Raw genomic sequence first — 21,129 nt, 5'->3', positions numbered from 1 at the left:
GGCGGTCAGCTGCCGACGGGCACCCGCGGCGGCGCGTCGCGCGGCGCGTCGTGGTCGGTGAGGTCGCGCAGCCCGCGCACCGGGGAGAGCAGCACCGCCAGCGGGGCGCAGACCAGCGTGGCCGCGAAGACCAGCAGGGTGGCCCGGGCGCCGATGAAACCGGCCAGCGCGCCGGCGATCAGGCCGCCCACCGGGATCGCGCCCCAGGAGACGAAGCGGACGGTGGCCATCACGCGGGAGAGCAGGTCGGGCGGACTGGCGATCTGCCGGTAGGTCCGGGTGGTCACGCTGAGCACCACCGTCCCGAGGGAGAAGACGACGTTGCCGACCGCGAAGGCCGCGTACGCCGGCCAGCCGGTCCCCAGCGGGATGAGGAACGCCCCGGCGACGGTGACCAGGCCGGAGACGATCAGCGCCCGGGCGGTGCCGATCCGGTCGGTGATCCGGGTGGTGAGCGCCGCCCCGACCAGCGCGCCGACGCCCTCGACGGCGAGCAGCACACCGACCAGGCCGGCCGGGGCGTGCAGCTCGCGGACCAGGTAGAGCGGGTAGAGCGCGAACTGTGCCCCGCAGACGAAGTTCATCGCGGTCGCGGCCCACATGCTGGGGCCGATCATCGGGTGGCGGGAGACGAAGCGCCACCCTTCGCGGATCAGCTCGGCCATCGGTGGCCAGCGGTCCGGCGCGTCGGTGCGGCGGGCCGGCAGGGTGCGCAGCAGCGCCGCGGAGAACAGGTAGCTGGCCGCGTCCACCAGCAGCGTCGGCACCGCGCCGAGCGCCTGCACGGCGAGCCCGCCGAGCGCGGGCCCACTGAGCTGGGTGGCGGCGTGGGTGGCCGAGGTGAGGCTGTTGCGCGACTGGAGCTGGTCCGCCTCGACGATGCTCGGCAGAAAGGTCGAGTTGGCCACGTCGAAGAGCACGTTGGCGAAGCTGACCACGAGCGCGGTGACCACCAGGTGGGCGACGGTGAGCTGGCCCCACCACCAGGCGAGCGGGACCGATGCGACAGCCGTCGCGCGGGCGAGGTCGGCGCCCACCTGCGCGCCGCGCAGCGGCAACCGCTGCACGATCACTCCGGCCGGCAGCCCGATGACGATCCACGCCAGGTAGCTCGCCGCGGCGATTAGGCCCATCTGGAAGGGCGTGGCGTCCAGGACGGTCAGCGCGGTCAACGGCAGCGCCACCGCACCGACCGCCGACCCGACCTGACTGGTCGTGCCGGCGGTCCACCAGCGCCAGAACACTCCGGCCCGCCCACCGACGTCCATGTCGTCCGCCCCCGTTCCGCGCGAGCCAGTTAGTTCCAATCTGAAACGGACTATAGTCGAGGCGGAGCGGACGGTGGAGGTGGGATGTGCGGCGGGGTGACCTCGGAGACGCGGACTGCGGCATCGCGCAGGCCCTCGGTGTGCTGGGCGACTGGTGGACCTTCCTGATCGTGCGCGACATCGCCGGCGGGACGACCCGCTTCGACGCCCTCCAGCGGGAGCTGGGCGTCAGCCGGCGGGCGTTGACCGAGCGGCTGGCCGCGCTGGTCGGGCACGGCGTGCTACGACGCCGGCCGTACTCGCAGCACCCGCCCCGCTACGACTACCTGCTCACGCCGAAGGGCGAGGGGTTGCTGCCGGTGCTCGTCGCGCTGCAGGACTGGGGCACCCGGCATCTGATGGGCGACGGCGAACTCACCGCGACCGCCGACGCGTCCTCGGCCGAGGCGCGGCGGACGCACGAACTTCTCGGCTGGCGGCTGCCCGACGTGCTCCTGCCCGGCTCCGACGGGCGAGCGGTGCCGCCGGCCGACGCGGACGGCTGGAGCGTCCTCTACTTCTTCCCCGGGGCGTACGCCCCGGACAGCGGCGGTTATCCGCCGGGCTGGGCGGAGATCCCCGGCGCCCGTGGCTGCACGTTGGAGTCGACCACCTACGCCGGGCGGCACGCGGACTTCCGGGCCGCCGGGGCGGAGGTCCGCGGCATCAGCACCCAGCGGCCCGACCAGCTCGCCGACTTCGTGGCGTACGCTCGGCTGCCGTTCCCGCTCCTGTCCGACCAGGACGGACGGCTCGGCGCGGGGTTGCTGCTGCCCACCTTCCGGGCCGGCGGGGTGGAGCGGTTCAAGCGGCTGACCCTGCTGGTGGGGCCGGGCGCGGTGATCCGCGCGGTGCAGTTCCCGGTGACCGACCCGGCCGGCTCGGTCGACGAGATGCTCGACCTGGTCCGGCGGCACGCCGGCGCGGCCCCGGCGGTACCGGCCCGCACCGACTGACCGGCGCGACCCGAGACAGGGGCGGGCCGGTGCCTCACCCGGGCCGGTGCCCCGACGCCCCGGGCTGCGGGCCCCACCGCGATGAGGCAGAGTGGCACCGCGCCGGGACCGCACCGGCACGAGCGTCAGCGGAGGGGCGGTGGCCGTGGAGGGTCCGACCGGGGTGGTGTTTCCCCGTACCGGTGAGGGACGCAGCACGAGCGCGCTGGGTCGGGCGGTCGTCGCGGACGCCCTGCGCGCGGTCGACCCGGTCGGGGCGCGGGCGGCGGAGCACGAGACCAACTGGCGGCACGGCTACCTTGGGCACTTCCGCCGGCTGGTCGAGGCGGGACTGCTCTCCCGCGACGCCGCGCTGACCATCGCCCGGGACGGGCTCGCCTCGCTGCACTCGCGGATCAGCGTGATCCACGCCGACGGTCGGGAGACCGGGTTGGCGCAGGTCTTCGACGCGCCCGCCGACGACGACGCCCTCGAGACGGCGACGGTCACCGGCACCGGCGAGGTCGACCGGGAGCTGTCCGTGCCCTACCGGGGGCGGCGGTTGCGCGGCGACGACCTGCGCCGCCAGCTCGACGCCTGGGTCAGCGCCGGGGTCGTCGAACCGTCCTGCGCCGAGGCGGTCGGCGCGGTGCTGGCGAACCCCGACTGGCTGGACCTGCGCGACCAGCGGGTGGTCGTGCTCGGGGCGGGCGCGGAGATGGGCCCGCTGCCGTCCCTGCTGCGCTGGGGTGGCGACGTGGTCGCGGTCGACCTGCCGCGCCCGGAGCTCTGGCGGCGGGTGCTGCAGACCGCGCACCGCCACGGCGGCCGCCTGCACCTGCCGGTGAGCGCCACCGCCGCCACCGCCGACGCGGCTGACGACCGCGCCCTGGCCGGGCGGGCCGGCGCGGACCTGCTGCACCGCCTGCCGCAGGTCGCCGCGTGGCTGACCGGCCTCGACGGCCGACTCGTGCTGGGCAACTACGTCTACGCCGACGGGGCGACCAACGTGCGGGTCGCGATGGCGGTGGACGCGCTCACCTGCCACCTGCAGCGCGAGCGCGACGACGTCGCGCTGGCCTTCCTCGCCACCCCCACCGACGTCTTCGCGGTGCCGGCTGAGGCGGTGCGGCACGCCGAGCGTGGCTACGCGGCCCGCGGGTTGGGGCGTAGGTCGCTGCGCCTGCTTTCCGGCGGCCGGCTGCTGCACCGCAACTATCCGCCGGACGCCGATCCCGGCATCAACGACAGCCTGGTTCCGCAGCAGGGGCCCAACTACGCCCTGGCCAAGCGGTTGCAGCGGTGGCGGGCCACGGCCGCCCGGGCCGCCGGGTCGACGGTGTCGTTCACCGTCGCGCCGCCCACCCGCACCCGCTCGGTGCTGCGCAACCGGGCGCTCGCCGCCGCGTACGCCGGGGCGCACCGGTTCGGCATCGAGGTCTTCGAGCCGGCGACCAGCAACACCCTGATGGCCGCGCTGCTCGTGCACGACCTGCGCACCGGTGGTGGCCCGGCGCTGGAGCACCCGTGGCAGGACGAGGCGTACGCGGCGGCGCACGGTGGGCTGTGGCGGGTGCCGTACGCACCGCGCAGCGCCCTGGGGTTGGCCGTCCTGCTCGGCCTCGGCGGCGCGCGGGCCTGACCGGCCCGGCCGGCGGACCTGGCGCGGCCCGGCGTGGCGCACGCCCCGGCGCGGAACGACAGAGCGGCCCCCGCCGCGCCGTACGGGCGCTGACGGGGGCCGTCGCTGTCCGAGCTCAGGCGGGCAGGCGCCAGACCTGGTTGGCGCCGCCGAAGCAGTCCCAGATCTGCAGCCTGGTGCCGTCGGCGGAGCTGTTGCCGGTGGCGTCCAGGCACTTGTTCGACGCCGGGTTGCGCAGCGTGCCGTTGGACTGGGCCTGCCAGACCTGGGCGCCGCTGCCGTTGCAGTCCCAGAGTTGGATCTTGGTGCCGTTGGCGGTGCCGGCGCTGGTCACGTCGGCGCACTTGCCCAGCGCCCGCAGGCTTCCGTCGCTGGCGACGGTCCAGTTCTGCGCGTTGGTGCCGTTGCAGGTGTAGAGCTGCACGGCGGTGCCGTTGGCGCTGCTGGCCGCGGCGACGTCCACGCACTTGCCGCCGATGCCGGTGATCGGGCCGGTCCGCCCGGTCGGCGGCGGGGTGGTGCCGCCCATGACGGTGTCGTAGATGGCGGTGACCAGCGAGGTCGAGCCGGTGGTGTCCTGGGTGAGTTCCCAGTTCATCATGCCGCCGGCGTTGGCCAGCGCCCACTGGGTCTTGCGCTTGACGGTCGGGATGCCGTTGTAGCACTCCTGCACGCCGTTGATCGTCGTGCAGTCCCGGTTGGCGTTGGCCGGGTCCCTGGCGACCAGCTGGGCGTAGGTCTGGTAGCCGGGGCGGCTGTAGAAGGGCACGCCGAGCACCGCCTTGCTGGCGGGCAGGCCGCGCGCCTTCCAGCCGTTCACGCTGGCGATCGACCAGTCGTAGTTGGCGTGCGGGGTGCCGCCGTCGTAGGCCATGATGTTGAGCCAGTCGACGTAGCCGAAGACCGCGGGCGGCACGCCCTGCAGGTAGTAGCCCTCGGAGACGACGGCGGCGGTGAGCAGCTTGCCCTGCGGGCGCAGCGCGTTGCTGAGCTGCTGCATGAGCGCCGAGTAGTTGTTGGCCGAGGTGCCGGGATCGGGGTACTCCCAGTCCATGTCGACGCCGTCGAGGCCGTACTGGTTGACGAAGCTGACCACGCTGTTGACGAACGTGGTGCGGGAGCCGGCGTTGGCGGCGAGCGCCTCGAACGCGGAGTCGTCGCCGTTGTTCCAGCCGCCGATCGCGATCGACACCTTGACGTTGTTGGCGTGCCCCTGCGAGACCAACGAGGAGAGCTTGCTCGGGTTCTCCACCGCGCGCAGGGTGCCGTTGCTGTTGGGCAGCACGAACGCGTAGTTGATGTGGGTCAGCTTGTTGTACTGGACCGTGTTGACGTTGCCGGTCCAGGACGGCATGTAGCCGACGCTCTTGAAGTTGTTGGGCAGCACGACGGCCTCGGCGGCGGTCGGGGTCAGGGCGAGGGTGGCGCCGGCGGTGGCCAGCGCGAGCAGGCCGGCGGCGAGTGCCGAGCGGCGGCGGGGGCGTGGTGAGGACATCGAGGGCCTTCCCGTGGGCGAGTTGCGGCGCCGTGCGGCCGCGACGACGGCTGGGTCGGCCAGCCGTCAAACCGGGCGTACGGGTGGGACAGGGGACGTACTTCCTCGAGGCAGCCAAATCTTAAAGAGTGTTAACTGTCCGCGTCAATGATGTCGTTCGATGAACGGGAGAGCGCTTCCCGCCCGCGCGGCCGGCTAGGTCGGTGCCCAAACGACCGTTAAGCTGACCGGGTGGGAATCGACGACCTCTACCCCCCGGAGCGGCTGGCCGCCGCCCGCCGCGCCACCGCCGCCGCCGGGCTGGACGCGCTGCTGCTCACCCCCGGCGCCGACCTGCGCTACCTGACCGGCTACGACGCGCACGTGGGGGAGCGACTGACCTGCCTGGTGCTGCCGGCTCAGGGAGAGCCGACGCTGATCGTCCCGACGCTGGAACGACCCGCCGCCCAGGCGTCCCCGGCCCCGGGCACCGGGGTGCGCATCGTCGACCACGCCGACGGCACCGACCCGTACCCGCTGGTGAGCGCCGCCCTCGGCGGGCCGGTGGCCGCGGTCGGGCTGGCCGACCGGATGTGGGCCGAGCAGGTCCTGGCGCTGCGCGCCGCGCTGCCCGGCACGGCGCAGCGACTGGCCGGGGAGGTGCTGCGCGAGCTGCGGATCCGCAAGTCCCCCGCCGAGGTCGCGGCGCTCGCCGAGGCCGGCGCGGCGATCGACGACGTGCACCGGCGGATGGGGCAGTGGTTGCGCCCCGGGCGTACCGAGGCCGAGGTGGCCGCCGACATCGCCGCGGCGATCCGGGCGGCCGGGCACGTCACGGTCGACTTCGTCATCGTGGCCGCCGGCCCGAACGGGGCCAGCCCGCACCACGGCACCTCGGACCGGCCGATCGGGGTTGGCGAGCCGGTGGTGGTGGACATCGGCGGCACCATGGCATCGGGCTACCGCTCCGACTGCACCCGCACCTACGTCGCCGGCGGGCCGGCGCCGGCCGAGTTCGTCGACTACTACACCGTGCTGCGCGACGCCCAGGCGGCCGCGGTGGCCGCGGTGCGCCCGGGGGTGAGCGCCGAGGCCGTCGACGCGGCCGCCCGTACACCCATCGCCGACGCCGGGTTCGGCGCCGAGTTCCTGCACCGCACCGGGCACGGCATCGGCCTGGACGGCCACGAGGAGCCGTACGTGGTGGCCGGCAACCCGCGCGCCTTGGAGCCGGGCATGGCGTTCTCCATCGAGCCCGGCATCTACCTGGCGGGTCGGCACGGCGCCCGCATCGAGGACATCGTCGTCTGCACCACGGACGGCGTGCAACGGCTCAACACCACCCCCACGGAGCTCATCGCGCTATGACTGTCGACCGGATCCTGCCCACCGACGAGGCCCGCGACCTGCTGGACCTCGCCACCGAACTCGCCGACCGGGAGCTCGCCCCGAGGGCCGCCGAGTTCGAGGAGCGCGCCGAGTTCCCCCGCGAGGTGCTGCGCACCCTGGGTCGTGCCGGCCTGCTCGGCCTGCCCTACCCGGAGGAGCACGGCGGGTCGGCCCAGCCGTACGAGGTCTACCTGCAGGTGCTGGAGATCCTCGCCAGCCGCTGGCTCGCGGTCGCCGAGGCGGTCAGCGTGCACACCCTCTCCTGCTACCCGATCGCCGCGTTCGGCACCGACGAGCAGCGCAAGCTGCTGCCCGACATGCTCGGCGGCGAGCAGTTGGGCGCGTACTGCCTCTCCGAGCCGCAGGGTGGTTCGGACGCCGCGTCGCTGACCACGAAGGCGGTGCGCGACGGCGACGCGTACGTCGTGTCGGGCACCAAGGCGTGGATCACCCACGCCCGGGTGGCGGACTTCTACAACGTCTTCTGCCGCACCGGCGGGCCCGGCCCGAAGGGCGTCTCGCTACTGCTCGCCGACGCCGGCACGGCCGGGATCATCCCGCAGGCCGTCGAGCGGACCATGGGCCTGCGGGCCTCGCCGGTGGCGCAGCTCGCGTTCGACGAGGCGCGGGTGCCGGCCGAGCGGCTGATCGGCGGGGAAGGTCGGGGCTTCACCATCGCGATGTCCGCGCTGGACTCCGGGCGGCTCGGCATCGCGGCGTGCGCGGTCGGGCTGGCCCAGGCCGCGCTGGACTACGCGGTCGACTACGCGAAGCAGCGTCGGCAGTTCGGCCGCTCCATCATCGACTTCCAGGGGCTCGGCTTCACCCTGGCCGACCACGCCACCCAGATCTCCGCGGCTCGGGCGTTGACCCTCGCCGCGGCCCGGCTGCGCGACGCGGGCCGGCCGTACGCGATCGAGGCGGCCAAGGCCAAGCTCTTCGCCACCGACGTGGCGATGCGGGTGAGTACCGACGCGGTGCAGGTGCTCGGCGGCGCGGGCTACGTCGCCGACCATCCGGTGGAGCGGTACATGCGCGAGGCGAAGGTGCTCCAGATCGTCGAGGGCACCAACCAGATCCAGCGAGTGGTGATCTCCCGGGCGCTGGCGAAGGGCTGACCGGACCGAGTGTCGTGGGCCCGGTGCGCTGCGTGCAGAGTCGCGCGCCGCCGGGCCCCGGGCACGTCACCTCGTCGCCGTGCGGCGTTTTTCCCGGTAGGTTGCACGCCGTGGAGGAGACCGACCGTGCCATCGTCGCCGCGTTGACCGCCGACGGCAGGCTGTCGTACACGGACCTGGCGGAGAAGGTGGGCCTGTCGGTCTCCGCCGTGCATCAGCGGGTGCGCCGGCTGGAGCAGCGAGGCGTGATCAAGGGGTACGGCGCGCGGGTCTCCTTCGAGGCGCTGGACCTGCCGCTGACCGCGTTCGTGGCGATCCGGCCGTTCGACCCGTCCCAGCCCGACGACGCGCCGGAGCGGCTGGCCCACCTTCCCGAGATCGACTCCTGCTACTCGGTGGCGGGGGAGGACTTCTACATGCTGCTGGTGCGGGTGGCCGGCCCGGCCGACCTGGAACGGGTGCTCCAGGAGATCCGTACCGCGGCGAACGTCACCACCCGCACCACGGTGGTGCTCTCCACGCCGTACGAGAACCGGCCGCCGAAGATCAGTACCGAGCCGTCGGGTCGACGGTCCCGGGCGCCGGAGGAGCGGGCTGGTTCCAGCGCAGGATGACCTGCCGCTGGTGTTCGTAGCCGAGCACGCTGACGGTGGCGGTGTCCAGCCGCAGCCGTCCGCCGGCCGAGGGTGGCAGGCCGATCCAGCGGGCGCCGAGCACCCGCAGGCTGTGCGCGTGACCGACCAGCCCGACGGTCCCCCGGTCGAGCAGGGGAGCGACCCGGCTGAGCACCCGGTCCAGCCGTTCGCCGACCTGGCCGGGTGACTCCCCGCCGGGGCAGCCGTCGGTCCAGATGTTCCAGTGCGGGTCGTCCTGGTGGATGTCCACGGTGGTGCGCCCCTCGTACTCGCCGTAGTTCCACTCGGCGAGGTCCTCGTCGACCGCGTCGACGGTGAGGCCGGCGAGCTGGGCGGTGCGCAGCGCCCGGGCCCGGGGACTCGCCAGCACCGTGACGAACCGCCGGCCGGCCAGGAACGCGGCGAGGGTGCGGGCCTGCCGCTCGCCGTCGGGGGTGAGCTCCAGGTCGGTGTACGAGGTGTGCCGGTGGCTGGCGCTCCAGGTGGTCTCGCCGTGCCGGATCAGCAGGAGCTCTCCCATGGGCCCAGTTAACCATCGCGCCGTGGTCCGGCTCCGCCGGGCTGCGAACCCCAGATCCTATCTTCCTAGGATGCCTTAGCGGGTGTGCCGGCCGGCACCCAAGCGCGTTTGGCACCCGGAGCACCGGGCAAGCGACCTGGACACTCGCCAGAGACGGAGGAGGCGGCATGAGCTTCGCCGACAAGACGAGGAACAAGATGGAAGAGATGACCGGTGTCGCCAAGGAGCGGATCGGCGACATGACGGACAACGAGCGGATGCGCGCCGAGGGCGCCACGCAGCAGAGCGAGGCACGCGCCAAGAAGGCCGGGGAGAGCGCCAAGGACGTCGGGCGCAACGCGCGCGACGCCTTCCGCGGCTGACCGGTTCGAGCCGTCGAGCGGGGGGGGGGGGGGGGGGGGGGCCCCCCCCCCCCCCGCGGGGGGGGGGGGGGGGGCCGGGGGGGGGGGCCGGGCCCCCCCCCCGCCCGGCCCCCCGCGCCGGGGGGCCGGGGGCCCGGCGGGGGGGGGGGGGGGGGGGGGGCCCCCCCCCCCCCCCCCCGCTTGGTGTCCGGTTAGGCTCGCGGGCGTGACCGTGCTCCGCTCGCTGCTGCTCTTCGTCCTGGCCGCGCTCGCCGAGATCGGTGGGGCGTGGCTGGTCTGGCAGGGTTGGCGGGAGCATCGCGGGCTGTGGTGGATCGCGGCCGGCGTGATCGCGTTGGGCCTCTACGGCTTCGTGGCGACGCTGCAGCCCGACGCGCACTTCGGCCGGATCCTCGCCGCGTACGGCGGGGTGTTCGTGGCCGGTTCACTGGCCTGGGCGATGGTGGTGGACGGGTTCCGCCCGGACCGGTGGGACCTGGCCGGCGCGGCCCTCTGTCTGCTCGGTGTCGCGGTCATCATGTACGCCCCGCGCGGCGCCGCGGCCTAGTCCTGCCGCCGTCGGGGGCCGAGACTCCCCGCGAGCTTGATGGCGCAGCGGTATCAATATGCCGCTGCGGCATCAAGCTCGTTGTCGACCGCCTGCCGCCCGGCGGGCCTCAGTCGTCGCGGTGCGCGGCCCACCAGCTCTGCCCGGCCTCGGGCAGGGTGTCGATCGGGTCGTAGTAGGCGTAGCGCTTGTTGAGCGCCTCCAGGTCGGCTGACTCGATGGAGGTGCGGTAGTTCTTGGTCCAGTAGGAGATGCCGCGGTCGCGGTCGTAGTCGGTCAGCATGTGCACCCATCGCTTGCCGACGAAGGGGACGTCGCAGACGATCCGTGGCGTGGCGTAGCCGGGCAGGTAGCCCATGATGTCGTGCTGGAGCTGCTGGGCGTGCCAGACCGGAACCCGCCAGTGCTCGGCGTTGGGGATCATGTCGCACATGTAGAAGTAGTACGGCAGGATGCCGGCTTCGCCCTGCAGGGCGAAGCAGAGGTCGAGCAGGTCGGGGGCGGTGGCGTTCACGCCGCGCATGAGGACGCCCTGGTTGCGCACGTCGCGGACGCCGACGTCGAGGGCGGTCTGGGCGGCCTTGGCGACCAGCGGGGTGAGCGACTGGGCGTGGTTGACGTGGGTGTGGATGGCGAGGTTGACGCCGCGGCGGGCGGCGGTGCGCGCGACGCGTTCCAGGCCCTCGACGACGTCGGGCTGCAGCCAGTGCTGGGGCAGGCCCATGAGGGCCTTGGTGGCGAGCCGGATGTCGCGGACGGTCTCCAGCTCCAGCAGCCGCATCAGGTACGACTCGAGGTTCTTCCACGGCACGTTGGCGACGTCACCGCCGGAGACGACGACGTCGCGTACGCCGGGGTGGGCCTTGAGGTAGCTGATGTGGGCGTCGTAGCGGTCGACGGGCTTGAGGGTGAGCTTGAGCTTGTCGACGGCGGGGGTGGAGTTGCCGACCAGGTCCATCCGGGTGCAGTGCCCGCAGTACTGCGGGCAGGTGGAGAGCAGTTCGGCGAGGACTTTGGTGGGGTAGCGGTGGGTGAGGCCCTCGGCGACCCACATGTCGTGTTCGTGCAGGCTGTCGCGGCTGGCGTAGGGGTGTGACGGCCAGTCGGTGCGCCGGTCGGAGGCGACCGGGATCATGTAGCGGCGGACCGGGTCGGCGAGGAACGCCTCGGTGCTCATCGGCGCGAACGGCACCATGGTGTTGAGCATCTGCGGCGGGACCAGCATCGACATGGTCGCGAGGGCCTTCTGGTCGGCCTCGAGGTCGGCGTAGAAGGTCTCGTCCACGAGGTCGCCGAGGACGGCGCGCAGCTGCTTGATGTTCTTGACGCAGTTGACGCGCTGCCACTGGGCGGATTCCCACTGGTCGCGGGTGACGTGGCGCCAGCCGGGGAAGCGGGTCCAGTCGGGTTCGACCAGGGGCGCCCGGCGGTATTCGTAGGGCTGTCCGGCGGTGGGGACCGCGATCGGCGCGGGGCGGGCCGCGGGGATGGTCTCCACCGGTTGGGTCTGGGTCACGGCCCCTCCTTGTGCGTCTCGGTTGATCAGCGGTCCCGAAGGCTACTGGAAAATATCCGGTGAAGAAATTAGTCTGCCGTAAGTTTTCCCGCGATGCGAGTCCTGACCGGGGCTTCGAGCGGTTGACAGGGGGAGGTCGGCGTGACGTCACCGGTGGGACTGCACCGCGTGCTGGAACCGGCGGGGGTGCTGCCGCAGGGGGCGTGGCGGCTCGACACGAGCCCGCAGATCGCCGCGAACGAGGTGCGCATCCGGGTGGAGCGGTTGAACCTGGACGCGGCGAGCTTCCGGCAGTTGTGGGAGAAGCACCGCGGTGACGGTGACGCGGTGCGCGCCGAGGTGCTGGAGATCGTGTCGACCCGGGGCAAGATGCAGAACCCGGTGACCGGGTCGGGCGGGATGCTGATCGGCACGGTGGACGAGGCGGGCCGGCGCTCGCCGTTGGGGTTGAAGCCGGGGGAGCGGGTGGCGACCCTGGTGTCGCTGACGCTGACCCCGCTGATGATCACCGACGGTCTGGCCCGCTGGGACGGGCGCAGCGAGCAGGTGCCCTGCGACGGCTACGCGATCCTGTTCGCCCGCTCGATCGCCGCGGTGCTGCCGGCGGACCAGGATCCGCAGCTGTCCCTGGCGGTGTTGGACGTGTGTGGGGCGCCGGCGCTGACCGGGCGGGTGGTGGCGCGGTACGTGGCCGACCGGGCGCGCGAGGGGGACGCCCGGCCGGTGACGGTGGCGGTGATCGGCGGGGCGGGCAAGAGCGGGTCGTTGTCCCTCGCCGCGGCGCGGCGGGCGGGCGCCGCCCGTACGGTCGGGGTGGTGCCGGTGGCGGCGGAGCGGGACGCGCTGGTGGCGGCCGGTCTGGCCGACGAGGTGGCGCTGGCCGACGCGCGGGATCCGGTGGCCCTGTCCACGGCGGTGACCACGGCGCTGCGGGTGCCGGCGGACGTCACGGTCGTGTGCGTGGACGTGCCGGGCTGCGAGCACGGTGCGGTCCTGGCGACCGCGGACGGCGGCACGGTGATCTTCTTCTCGATGGCGACGAGCTTCGCGGCGGCGGCGTTGGGCGCGGAGGGCCTGGCGGCGGATGTGACGATGCTGGTGGGTAACGGGTACGTGCCCGGTCACGCGGAGTTGGCGCTGGGGTTGCTGCGGGCCGAGCCGGGGGTGCGTCGGCTCTTCGAGTCCCGGTTGGCGGCAGACTGAGGTCATGACGAACCCCTCGACGTTGTACCGCGGCGGCGTGCTGCACTGCCCCGCCGATCCGAGCGCGACCGCGTTGCTGGTGTCCGACGGGCGGATCACCTGGTTGGGGGCGGACGCGGAGGCGCCGCCGGCGGACCGGGTGGTGGATCTTGCCGGTGCGTTGGTGACGCCGGCGTTCGTGGACGCGCACGTGCACGCGAGCGACACCGGGTTGGCGCTGTCGGGGCTGGAGTTGTCCGGGGTGCGTTCGGCGGGGGAGTTGCTGGACGCGGTGGCCGGTTTCGCGGCGGGGTTGCCGGGCGACGCGGTGGTGCTGGGGCACGGCTGGGACGAGTCGACGTGGCCGGTGCGCGAGTTGCCGGACGCGGCGGCGTTGGACCGGGCGGCCGGCGGGCGGCGGGTGTACCTGTCGCAGGCGTCGATCCATTCGGCGCTGGTGTCCTCGGCGTTGCTGGCGGCGGTGCCGCAGGTGGCGGACGCGGCGGGCTACGACGCGTCGGGTTGGCTGCGCCGCGACGCGCATCACGTGGTGCGGGCGGCGGCGCAGGGGTCGGTGAGTCGGGCGCAGCGGGTGGCGGCGCAGCGGGTGGCGTTGGCGCACGCGGCGTCGTTGGGCATCGCCGCGGTGCACGAGTGTGGTGGGCCGGAGATCTCCGACGAGGAGGACTTCACCGGGCTGCTGGGCATCTCCGGCGCCGGGCTGCCCGAGGTGTACGGGTACTGGGGTGAGTTGGGCGGCGCGTCGCGGGCGCGGGAGTTGGGGGCGGTGGGTGCCGGGGGTGACCTGTTCGCCGACGGTGCGCTGGGCTCGCGTACGGCGCACGTGTCGCAGCCGTACGGGGATGGGGATTCGTGCGGGCACGGGTATCTCTCCGTCGAGCAGGTGCGTGATCATCTGTTGGACTGCGCGGCGCACGGGTTGCAGGGCGGTTTCCACGCGATCGGTGACGCGGCGATCGGCACGGTGCTGGAGGGCTTCGCGGCGGCGGCCGGGACGTTGGGCGTGGAGCGGGTGCGCGCGGCCCGGCATCGGGTGGAGCACGCGGAGATCATGAGCAAGCGGTTGATCGCGGGCTTCGTGGAGTACGGGATCGTGGCGAGCATGCAGCCGGCGTTCGACCGGTTGTGGGGTGGCGCGGGTCGGATGTACGAGTCGCGGTTGGGGTTGGACCGGTCGTTGGCGTCGAACCCGATGGGGGCGATGCATTCGGTCGGGGTGGCGTTGGCGTTCGGGTCGGATTCGCCGGTGACGCCGCTGGACCCGTGGGGGTCGGTGCGGGCGGCGGCGGCGCACCACAACCCGGCGCAGCGGATGAGTGTGCGGGCGGCGTTCGCGGCGCACACCCGGGGTGGGTGGCGGGCGGTGCACCTGGACAACGAGGGGGTGCTGGCGTTGGGCGCCCCGGCGACGTTCGCGGTGTGGTCGACGCCGGCGGGGGTGGAGCGGGGTTTGCCGGTGCTGCTGGCCGAGGACCCGGAGTTGCGGGGTCCGGCCGATCCGACGCCGTTGCCGGTGTGCCGGCGCACGGTGCTGCGCGGTGACGTGATCTATGAGGAAGGGTCGTCGTGAGCGGGTTTGTCGAGGTGTCGGCGTGACGGGAAAGCTTGACCTGGATCCGGTGCTGGTGCGCCGGGCGCGGGAGTTGGCGCGCCGGGCCGGGCAGCCGGTGGTGGATCTGGCCCGCAGCCACACCACGGTGTCGGTGGAGCGGGCGGTGCTGCGGTTGGCCGGGGTGGCCGGCGCCGACCCGGACGGCATTCCGTGGGTGAACCGGCTGGTCGACGCGGTGGTGGCGGACGTCGGCCTGGGGCACGGGGTGGCGCTGCCGGTGTTCGACGCCCTGGCGCGGGAGCAGATCACCGATGTGACGCTGTTGGCGCAGAAGGCGGCGGCCGGGTCGGTGCGTTTCGAGCAGCCCAGCGGCAAGGCGGCGACGGCGGCCCGCCGGGCGGCCCGTAGGGCGGTGGGCGCGGGGGTGCGGTTGATCGACCGGCGCCGGGCCGAGCGGGAGCGGCTGGTGAAGCGGTTCGGGGATCCGCGGCAGCGGCCGTGGATCTATCTGATCGTGGCGACGGGCGACATTTACGAGGACATCCCGCAGGCGCAGGCGGCGGCGCGGGCCGGCGCGGACGTGATCGCGGTGATCCGCTCGACGGGGCAGTCGTTGTTGGACTACGTGCCGGAGGGGGCGACCCGGGAGGGTTTCGCCGGCACGTACGCCACGCAGGAGAACTTCCGGTTGATGCGGGCGGCGCTGGACGAGTCGTCGCGGGAGCTGGGTCGCTACGTGCGGCTGACGAACTACGCGTCGGGGCTGTGCATGCCGGAGATGGCGACGCTGGCGGGTCTCGAGCGGTTGGACATGATGCTCAACGACTCGATGTACGGGATCCTGTTCCGCGACATCAACCCGATCCGGACCTTCGTCGACCAGCGGTTCTCCCGGCAGGTGCACGCCCGGGCGGGGATCATCATCAACACCGGCGAGGACAACTACCTCACCACCGCCGACGCGGTGGAGGAGGCGCACACGGTGACGGTGTCGCAGCTGCTCAACGAGTTCTTCGCGCACGAGGCGGGGTTGGCGGACTGGCAGTTGGGGTTGGGGCACGCGTTCGAGATCAACCCGGATCTGCCGGAGTCGTTCCGGTTGGAGTTGGCGCACGCGCTGCTGGCGCGGGAGTTGTTTCCGGACGCGCCGTTGAAGTGGATGCCGCCGACGAAGCACATGACCGGGGACGTGTTCCGGGGCAACCTGCTCGACGGGTTCTTCAACCTGGTGGGTGCGATGACGGGTCAGGGCATCCTGCTGGTGGGGATGATGACCGAGGCGGTGGTGACGCCGTGGCTGTCCGATCGGGACATCGCGTTGCAGAACGTGCGCTACGTGCTGGGCGCGGCGGGTGGGTTGCACGAGGACTTCGTGCCGGCGCCGGGCGGGTTCATCCAGCAGCGGGCGAACCGGGTGTTGGGTGAGGCGCTGGATCTGTTGGAGCGCATCGGTGACCAGTCGTTGCTGACGGCGATCGCCGAGGGCACGTTCGGGATCATGAAGCGGCCCGCGGACCGGGGCAAGGGGTTGGCCGGGGTGGCGCGGCACGAGGGTGACTACTACAACCCGGCGACGGAGATCCTGGAAGGGCCGGGCGAGTGAGCGCTGTGGAGAAGGGCGCCGCCGGCGCCGAGAAGAAGATCGTGCGGCCGTACGGGGACACCACCGGTGACGGCATGGTGCAGGTGTCGTTCACGTTGCCGGTGGCGCACGACAAGCGGGCCGAGGGCGCGGCGATCCAGTTGGCCAACCGGATGGGCCTGGACCCGGCGATGCTGGTGCACGCCAAGCAGATGGGTGACGGTTTCACCTTCTTCGTGGTGTACGGGCGGGTGAACCACCTGGTGGACCTGGCCTCGGTGCAGGTGGTGGAGCGCGACTTCCCGCTGTTGTCGGCGAAGGAGGTCAACGCGCTGGTGAAGCAGCGGCTGCGGCGCAAGCTGTCGGTGGTCGGGGCGTGCATCGGCACCGACGCGCACACCGTCGGCATCGACGCGATCCTGAACGTCAAGGGCATCGCCGGTGAGAAGGGCCTGGAGTACTACCGGGAGTTGAAGGTCACCAACCTGGGCGCGCAGGTCAGCGTGCCGGAGTTGGTGGAGGCGGCGCGGGTGGAGAAGGCCGACGCGGTGCTGGTGTCGCAGGTGGTGACGCAGCGCGACGCGCATCTGCACAACACTCGGGAGATGTCGGCGGCGTTCCGGGAGGCGATGCCGGCCGGTCGGCGTCCGCTGCTGATCGTGGGTGGGCCCCGCTTCGACGAGACGATGGCCGAGGAGTTGGGCGTGGACCAGATCTTCGGTCGGGGCACCACCCCGGGTGAGGTGGCCAGCTATCTGGTGCACGCGTTGGTGGCGAACAGGAAGGCGGCGGCATGAGCGACACGAGGCTCGGGTTGACGGTGACGCATCGGCGGTACGTGCCGTACTCGCACGCCCACTACGCCGGCAACCTGGTCGACGGGGCGTACGCGTTGGGGTTGTTCGGTGACGTGGCGACGGAGGTGTGCATCCGCACGGACGGCGACGAGGGGCTGTTCGCGTCCTATTCGGACGTGCAGTTCCGGGCCGCCATGCGCGCCGGGGACGTGTTGGAGGTGACCGCGACGGTGACCCGGGTGGGCAGCCGCAGCCGCACCCTCGACTTCGAGGCGCGGGTGGTGTGCCGGGGTCGGCCGGAGCGGTCGGAGTCGGCGGCGGACGTGCTGGATCCGCCGATCGTGGCGGTGACCGCGACCGGCACGGTGGTCGTTCCGCCGGCGGCGTGAACGTCGCGGTCTGCGCCGACGTCGGGTCGACGTACACGAAGGTGGCGGTGGTGGACCTGGCCGACGGTGCGCTGGTCGCGGCGGCCGCGGCGCCCACCACGGTCACCACCGATGTGCTGCACGGCCTGGACGCCGCGGTCGCGGCGGCCACCGCGGGCCTGCCGGTTCGCGACGCGCCCTGGTATGTGTGCTCGTCGGCGGGGGGCGGGTTGCGGCTGGCGGTGCTCGGCTACGAGCAGCTGGTGACCGCGCAGGCGGGCCGGCGGGTCGGGTTGTCGGCCGGGGCGAACGTGGTGCACGTGGCCGCGGGTCGGCTGGGCGCGGCGGATCTGGCGGCGCTGCGGGCGGCCCGCCCGGACGTGGTGCTGCTGGTCGGTGGCACCGACGGCGGCGACGCCGACACGTTGACGCACAACGCGACGCGGCTGGCGCGGGCCCGTTGGCGGGTGCCCGTGGTGCTGGCCGGCAACGGTGACGTCCGCGACGAGTTGGCCGGGTTGCTGGCCGGCGCGGGGGTGCCGGTGACGGTGGCCGACAACGTGTTGCCCCGCATCGGGGTCCTGGCGCCCGCGTCGGCGCGCGCGGCGATCCGGGAGGTGTTCCTGCGGCACGTGATCGGCGGCAAGCGGCTGTCGCGGGGCGGGCGGTTCGCCGGGCTGGTGCGGGCGGCCACTCCGGACGCGGTGCTGACCGGGGTGGAGGTGCTCGCCGACCGGGTGGGCGGGGACCTGGCGGTGGTGGACGTCGGTGGCGCGACCACGGACGTGTACTCGGTGCTCACCCCGGACGAGCGGGCCACCGGGCCGGGGCGGGAGGTCGCCGGCACGCTGTGGCGGGCCCGCACGGTGGAGGGGGACCTGGGCATGCGGTGGAGCGCGCCCGGTGTGGTGCGGGCCGCCGCGGAGGAGCGGCTGCTGGGTCCGGGGGAGGAGCCGGAGTTGGCGCGGGCGGCGGCGGTGCGCTCGGCGCAGCCGGGGTTCCTGCCCGCCGACGACGGGCAGCGGGCCGCGGAGCGGCGGATCGCGGCGTTGGCCGCGACGGTGGCGTTGCGTCGGCACGCCCGCGGCGGCGGCACGGGGGAGCGCGGCGGGCGGGACCTGCGCGATGTGCGGCTGCTGGTGGGTTCGGGCGGGGTGTTGCGGCACGCGCCGGCGGGGGACGCGGCGCAGGTGCTCACGGCGGTGTTGACCGATCACGCCGGCGGGTGGGCGCTGCCGCGGGCCGCGCGGGCGGTGGTGGACGCGCGTTATGTGCTGGCCGCCGGTGGGCTGTTGGCCGCCGAGCATCCGGCGGCCGCGGCCGCGGTGCTGTCCCGCAACCTCGGCGACTGACCGCCGCCCGGGGGCTTGCGGGCGGCGGGCGAGCACTGTGGTGGGTCACCCCGGCGGGGCCGGTCGCGGGGCAGTGAACGGGCGGTGAAGGGGTGCCGGCGGCGGGGCGGACGGGACTCGCCGGCGCGACACGCCGATGTGGTGCAGGCGACTCGTCGGGGGTGGGTTGACAGCGGCGGGGGTGCAGCACGTACCGTCTTTGAGTCCTACTACGGGAAGCGGCTGTTGTTCGCTTCGTCCCTTCGTCCGCTGGCCGAGCGACACGGTGCACTTCGTCGCGGCGGCCAGGTCCAGCGGGCGGGGGTCGGCGGGGCGGCGCGAACCGGCCGCGGTTACCGGTGTATGGGCAGGGTGAGGTGCACGGCCAGTAGACAACGGCCCGGCGGGGGCAGCCAGTCCGCGTCTGGTCGGTCCGAAGGTCGGCGTGCCGCATCCTCGCCCCACCGGCCGGGGAGGGCCTGGGAGCATCGGGGCGCGGCGCGAGCCGCGCCCCGATTTTCGTTCCCGGGTGAGAAGGTCAGCGGCTGCGGGGGCGGGCCCGCACGTGCAGGCGTTCGCCCTGCGGGCCGAAGAGGGTGAGCACCTCGGCGGTGTCCGGGCCCGGGTTGTGGATCCGGTGCGGCACGCGGGTGTCGAACTCGGCCACCTCCCCCGGGGCCAGCATCAGGTCGTGCTCGCCGAGCAGCAGCCGTACCCGGCCGGAGAGCACGTAGAGCCACTCGTAGCCCTCGTGGGTCTGCTGCCCGGTGTCGCCGGTGGGGGTGCCGGCCGGCAGGATCTGCTTGAACGCCTGCAGACCGCCCGGGCGGCGGGTCAGCGGCAGGAACGTCACACCGTGGTGCACGATCGGGTTGGCGCGCACCCGCGGGTCGCCGGTGGCCGGCGCGCCGACCAACTCGTCGAGGGGCACCTGGTGGGCGCGGGCGAGGGGCAGCAACAGTTCCAGGGTGGGGCGGCGTCCGCCGGATTCCAGCCGGGACAGGGTGCTGACCGAGATGCCGGTGGCCTCGGCGAGCTGACCCAGGGTGGTGCCGCGCTGTTTGCGCAGCGCCCGCAGCCGCGGGCCGACAGCCGCGAGCACCGCCGCCTCATCGTTTGCCATAACGGCAACAATACTTGTCGCAGCGGCCGGGTCGGTGCAGCGTGGGCGGGGACGACGAACGAGGGGGAATTCAGGTGGAGCAGAGCTACGACGTGGTGGTGGTCGGCGGCGGCGCGGCCGGGCTGTCCGGGGCGCTGACGCTGTCGCGGGCCCGCCGCTCGGTGCTGGTGGTCGACGCCGGTGAGCCGCGCAACGCCCCGGCCGGGCACGTGCACAACTACCTCGGCCGGGAGGGCACCCCGCCCGGTCAGCTGCTGGCCGCCGGGCGCGACGAGGTCACCGGCTACGGCGGGCAGATCGTCACCAGCCGGGTCAGCCACGCCGCCCGCGACGGCGACGGCTTCGTGCTGAGCCTGGACGGCGGGCGCACCGTGCGGGCCCGGCGGCTGCTGGTGGCCACCGGCCTGGCCGACGAGCTGCCCGACGTGCCCGGGGTGGCGCAGCGCTGGGGCCGCGACGTGCTGCACTGCCCGTACTGCCACGGGTGGGAGGTGCGCGAACAGCGGATCGGGGTGCTCGCCACCGGGCCGTTCGGGGTGCACCAGGCGCTGCTGTGGCGGCAGTGGAGCCCCCAGGTGGTGCTGCTGCGCCACGACGCGCCGGAGCCCACCGCCGAGGAGGCCGAGCAGCTCGCCGCGCGGGAGATCACCGTGGTGGACGAGCCGGTGGCGGAACTGGTGGTCACCGGCGACGCCTTGAGCGGGGTGCGGCTGGCCTCGGGTGAGGTGATCGAGCTCGGCGCGGTCGCGGTGACGCCCACGTTCACCGCCCGCGCCGACGTGCTGGCCGCGCTCGGCCTGCAGCCGCAGGAGGTGCAGCTGGGCGGGCACGTCATCGGCCGGCAGATCCCCGCCGACGCCACCGGCGCGACGAGCGTGCCGGGCGTGTGGGTCGCCGGCAACGTCGCCGACGTCCGCGCCCAGGTGATCACCTCCGCCGCGGCCGGCCTGGGCGCCGGCGCGGCGATCAACGCCGACCTGATCGCCGAGGACACCCGGGAGGCGGTGCGCGCCCGCCGCCACCAGATCGCCACCATGTTCACCGAGGAGGCCTGGGAGGAGCGCTACCGGTCGCGTCCGAGCGTGTGGAGCGGCCGGCCCAACGCGCAGCTGGTCACCGAGGCCGCCGAGCTGACCCCGGGCCGGGCGCTGGACGTGGGCAGCGGCGAGGGCGCCGACGCCGTCTGGCTCGCCCAGCGGGGCTGGCAGGTCACCGCTGTGGACATCTCGACCGTCGCGTTGCAGCGGGCCGCCGCGCACGCCGACGCGGCCGGCGCCGAGGTGGCCGCCCGCATCGACTGGACCCACCGTGACCTGCGGGAGAAGCCACCCACCGAGGCCAGCTACGACCTGGTGAGCGCGCACTTCATGCACCTGCCGGGCGACGAGCGGGGCGAGCTGTTCGCCCGGCTGGCCGCCGCGGTGGCGCCGGGTGGCACCCTGCTGATCGTCGGTCACCACCCGCGGGACCTGCGCACCACCGCGCACCGGATGCACCTGCCGGAGATGATGTACACCGGTGAGCAGCTCGCCGCGGCGCTCGACCCGGGCGTCTGGGAGGTACGGGCCGCCGAGGCGCGGCCCCGTGCGGCGAAGGACCCGGACGGGCGGGACATCACCATCCACGACGCGGTGCTGGTGGCCCGCCGCCGCCCGTCCTGACCGCGCGGCGCCGCCCGTCGCCGGGACCCGCCCCGCCTCGGCGGCGGCGGGCGCCCGGCCGGGTGGG

The 21,129-nt window shown here is 73.8% G+C and carries 19 protein-coding genes; 14 read left to right on the top strand and 5 right to left on the bottom strand.

The genetic code is table 11. From position 1 onward, the window contains the following. Positions 1-5: 5 nt before the first annotated feature. Positions 6-1,268 carry an MFS transporter gene (locus ACIBBA_RS14760; RefSeq protein ID WP_396697348.1) on the bottom strand — a complete coding sequence of 421 codons (1,263 nt, stop codon included), beginning with the start codon at positions 1,266-1,268 and terminating at the stop codon, positions 6-8. Positions 1,269-1,354: 86 nt separating this feature from the next. On the opposite strand from ACIBBA_RS14760, the gene ACIBBA_RS14755 reads away from it, so the two are divergent. Further along, on the top strand, positions 1,355-2,263 hold the full coding sequence (locus ACIBBA_RS14755) for a winged helix-turn-helix transcriptional regulator (protein ID WP_396697346.1): 909 nt from the start codon (positions 1,355-1,357) through the stop codon (positions 2,261-2,263). A 145-nt stretch (positions 2,264-2,408) separates the two neighbouring features. Then, positions 2,409-3,884, top strand: a complete 1,476-nt coding sequence (locus tag ACIBBA_RS14750) for a hypothetical protein (protein WP_396697344.1) — start codon at positions 2,409-2,411, stop codon at positions 3,882-3,884. Between the two features lie 115 nt (positions 3,885-3,999). Here ACIBBA_RS14750 and ACIBBA_RS14745 read toward each other — a convergent pair whose 3' ends face one another. After that, the gene (locus ACIBBA_RS14745) at positions 4,000-5,379 is read right to left on the bottom strand and encodes a glycosyl hydrolase family 18 protein (protein WP_396697342.1); all 1,380 of its coding nucleotides are present in this window, start codon (positions 5,377-5,379) and stop codon (positions 4,000-4,002) included. A 231-nt stretch (positions 5,380-5,610) separates the two neighbouring features. Here ACIBBA_RS14745 and ACIBBA_RS14740 point away from each other — a divergent pair, with 231 nt between their 5' ends. The 3 genes from ACIBBA_RS14740 to ACIBBA_RS14730 all read left to right on the top strand — a co-directional run bounded on the left by ACIBBA_RS14740 (position 5,611) and on the right by ACIBBA_RS14730 (position 8,479). Then, positions 5,611-6,726: a M24 family metallopeptidase gene (locus ACIBBA_RS14740; protein WP_396697340.1), complete on the top strand. Its 1,116-nt coding sequence runs from the start codon at positions 5,611-5,613 to the stop codon at positions 6,724-6,726. Next, complete coding sequence (locus ACIBBA_RS14735) at positions 6,723-7,865, top strand: acyl-CoA dehydrogenase family protein (RefSeq protein WP_396697338.1); 1,143 nt, start codon at positions 6,723-6,725, stop codon at positions 7,863-7,865. Before ACIBBA_RS14740 ends, ACIBBA_RS14735 begins: the two co-directional genes overlap by 4 nt. Positions 7,866-7,975: 110 nt before the next feature. Further along, positions 7,976-8,479, top strand: coding sequence for an Lrp/AsnC family transcriptional regulator (locus ACIBBA_RS14730; RefSeq protein WP_350874348.1), 504 nt, complete (start codon positions 7,976-7,978; stop codon positions 8,477-8,479). Here the strand turns inward: ACIBBA_RS14730 and ACIBBA_RS14725 are convergent. Continuing rightward, positions 8,412-9,020, bottom strand: coding sequence for a histidine phosphatase family protein (locus ACIBBA_RS14725; RefSeq protein ID WP_396697336.1), 609 nt, complete (start codon positions 9,018-9,020; stop codon positions 8,412-8,414). The genes ACIBBA_RS14730 and ACIBBA_RS14725 overlap by 68 nt on opposite strands. A 167-nt stretch (positions 9,021-9,187) precedes the next feature. On the opposite strand from ACIBBA_RS14725, the gene ACIBBA_RS14720 reads away from it, so the two are divergent. Together ACIBBA_RS14720 and ACIBBA_RS14715 are read left to right on the top strand one after the other, a co-directional pair. Next, positions 9,188-9,382 carry a CsbD family protein gene (locus ACIBBA_RS14720; RefSeq protein ID WP_396697334.1) on the top strand — a complete coding sequence of 65 codons (195 nt, stop codon included), beginning with the start codon at positions 9,188-9,190 and terminating at the stop codon, positions 9,380-9,382. 205 nt (positions 9,383-9,587) lie between these two features. Then, positions 9,588-9,929 (top strand): YnfA family protein, encoded by a 342-nt coding sequence (locus ACIBBA_RS14715; protein ID WP_396697332.1) that lies wholly within the window; start codon positions 9,588-9,590, stop codon positions 9,927-9,929. Between the two features lie 109 nt (positions 9,930-10,038). On the opposite strand, the gene ACIBBA_RS14710 is transcribed toward ACIBBA_RS14715, so the two are convergent. Further along, positions 10,039-11,445, bottom strand: coding sequence for a KamA family radical SAM protein (locus tag ACIBBA_RS14710; protein ID WP_396697330.1), 1,407 nt, complete (start codon positions 11,443-11,445; stop codon positions 10,039-10,041). 153 nt (positions 11,446-11,598) lie between these two features. On the opposite strand from ACIBBA_RS14710, the gene ACIBBA_RS14705 reads away from it, so the two are divergent. Genes ACIBBA_RS14705 through ACIBBA_RS14680 form a run of 6 tightly spaced genes read left to right on the top strand, consistent with a single transcriptional unit; the run spans position 11,599 to position 18,299 of the window. Continuing rightward, a complete protein-coding gene (locus tag ACIBBA_RS14705) occupies positions 11,599-12,648 on the top strand; it encodes a zinc-binding alcohol dehydrogenase (RefSeq protein ID WP_396697485.1) in 1,050 nt (349 codons plus the stop codon). 4 nt (positions 12,649-12,652) lie between these two features. Next, positions 12,653-14,218, top strand: coding sequence for an amidohydrolase (locus tag ACIBBA_RS14700; protein WP_396697328.1), 1,566 nt, complete (start codon positions 12,653-12,655; stop codon positions 14,216-14,218). A gap of 22 nt (positions 14,219-14,240) precedes the next feature. Then, positions 14,241-15,803, top strand: a complete 1,563-nt coding sequence (locus ACIBBA_RS14695) for a lysine 5,6-aminomutase subunit alpha (RefSeq protein WP_396697326.1) — start codon at positions 14,241-14,243, stop codon at positions 15,801-15,803. Then, positions 15,800-16,579, top strand: a complete 780-nt coding sequence (locus tag ACIBBA_RS14690) for an OAM dimerization domain-containing protein (RefSeq protein ID WP_396697324.1) — start codon at positions 15,800-15,802, stop codon at positions 16,577-16,579. The genes ACIBBA_RS14695 and ACIBBA_RS14690 overlap by 4 nt, the downstream gene beginning before the upstream one ends. After that, positions 16,576-16,968, top strand: a complete 393-nt coding sequence (locus ACIBBA_RS14685) for a hotdog domain-containing protein (protein WP_396697322.1) — start codon at positions 16,576-16,578, stop codon at positions 16,966-16,968. The genes ACIBBA_RS14690 and ACIBBA_RS14685 overlap by 4 nt, the downstream gene beginning before the upstream one ends. Continuing rightward, positions 16,965-18,299 carry a glutamate mutase L gene (locus ACIBBA_RS14680; protein ID WP_396697320.1) on the top strand — a complete coding sequence of 445 codons (1,335 nt, stop codon included), beginning with the start codon at positions 16,965-16,967 and terminating at the stop codon, positions 18,297-18,299. The genes ACIBBA_RS14685 and ACIBBA_RS14680 overlap by 4 nt, the downstream gene beginning before the upstream one ends. 517 nt (positions 18,300-18,816) lie before the next feature. Here ACIBBA_RS14680 and ACIBBA_RS14675 read toward each other — a convergent pair. Beyond that, positions 18,817-19,401, bottom strand: a complete 585-nt coding sequence (locus ACIBBA_RS14675; RefSeq protein WP_396697318.1) for a helix-turn-helix domain-containing protein — start codon at positions 19,399-19,401, stop codon at positions 18,817-18,819. A gap of 74 nt (positions 19,402-19,475) precedes the next feature. Between ACIBBA_RS14675 and ACIBBA_RS14670 the strand changes: the two genes are divergently transcribed. After that, a complete protein-coding gene (locus tag ACIBBA_RS14670; protein ID WP_396697316.1) occupies positions 19,476-21,062 on the top strand; it encodes an FAD-dependent oxidoreductase in 1,587 nt (528 codons plus the stop codon). The last annotated feature ends 67 nt before the right edge of the window (positions 21,063-21,129 follow it).

The sequence above is a fragment of the Micromonospora sp. NPDC051006 genome (assembly GCF_044456245.1).
In the GTDB taxonomy this organism is placed as follows: Bacteria; Actinomycetota; Actinomycetes; order Mycobacteriales; family Micromonosporaceae; genus Micromonospora.
This window is presented reverse-complemented; position numbering and strand designations above follow the sequence as displayed.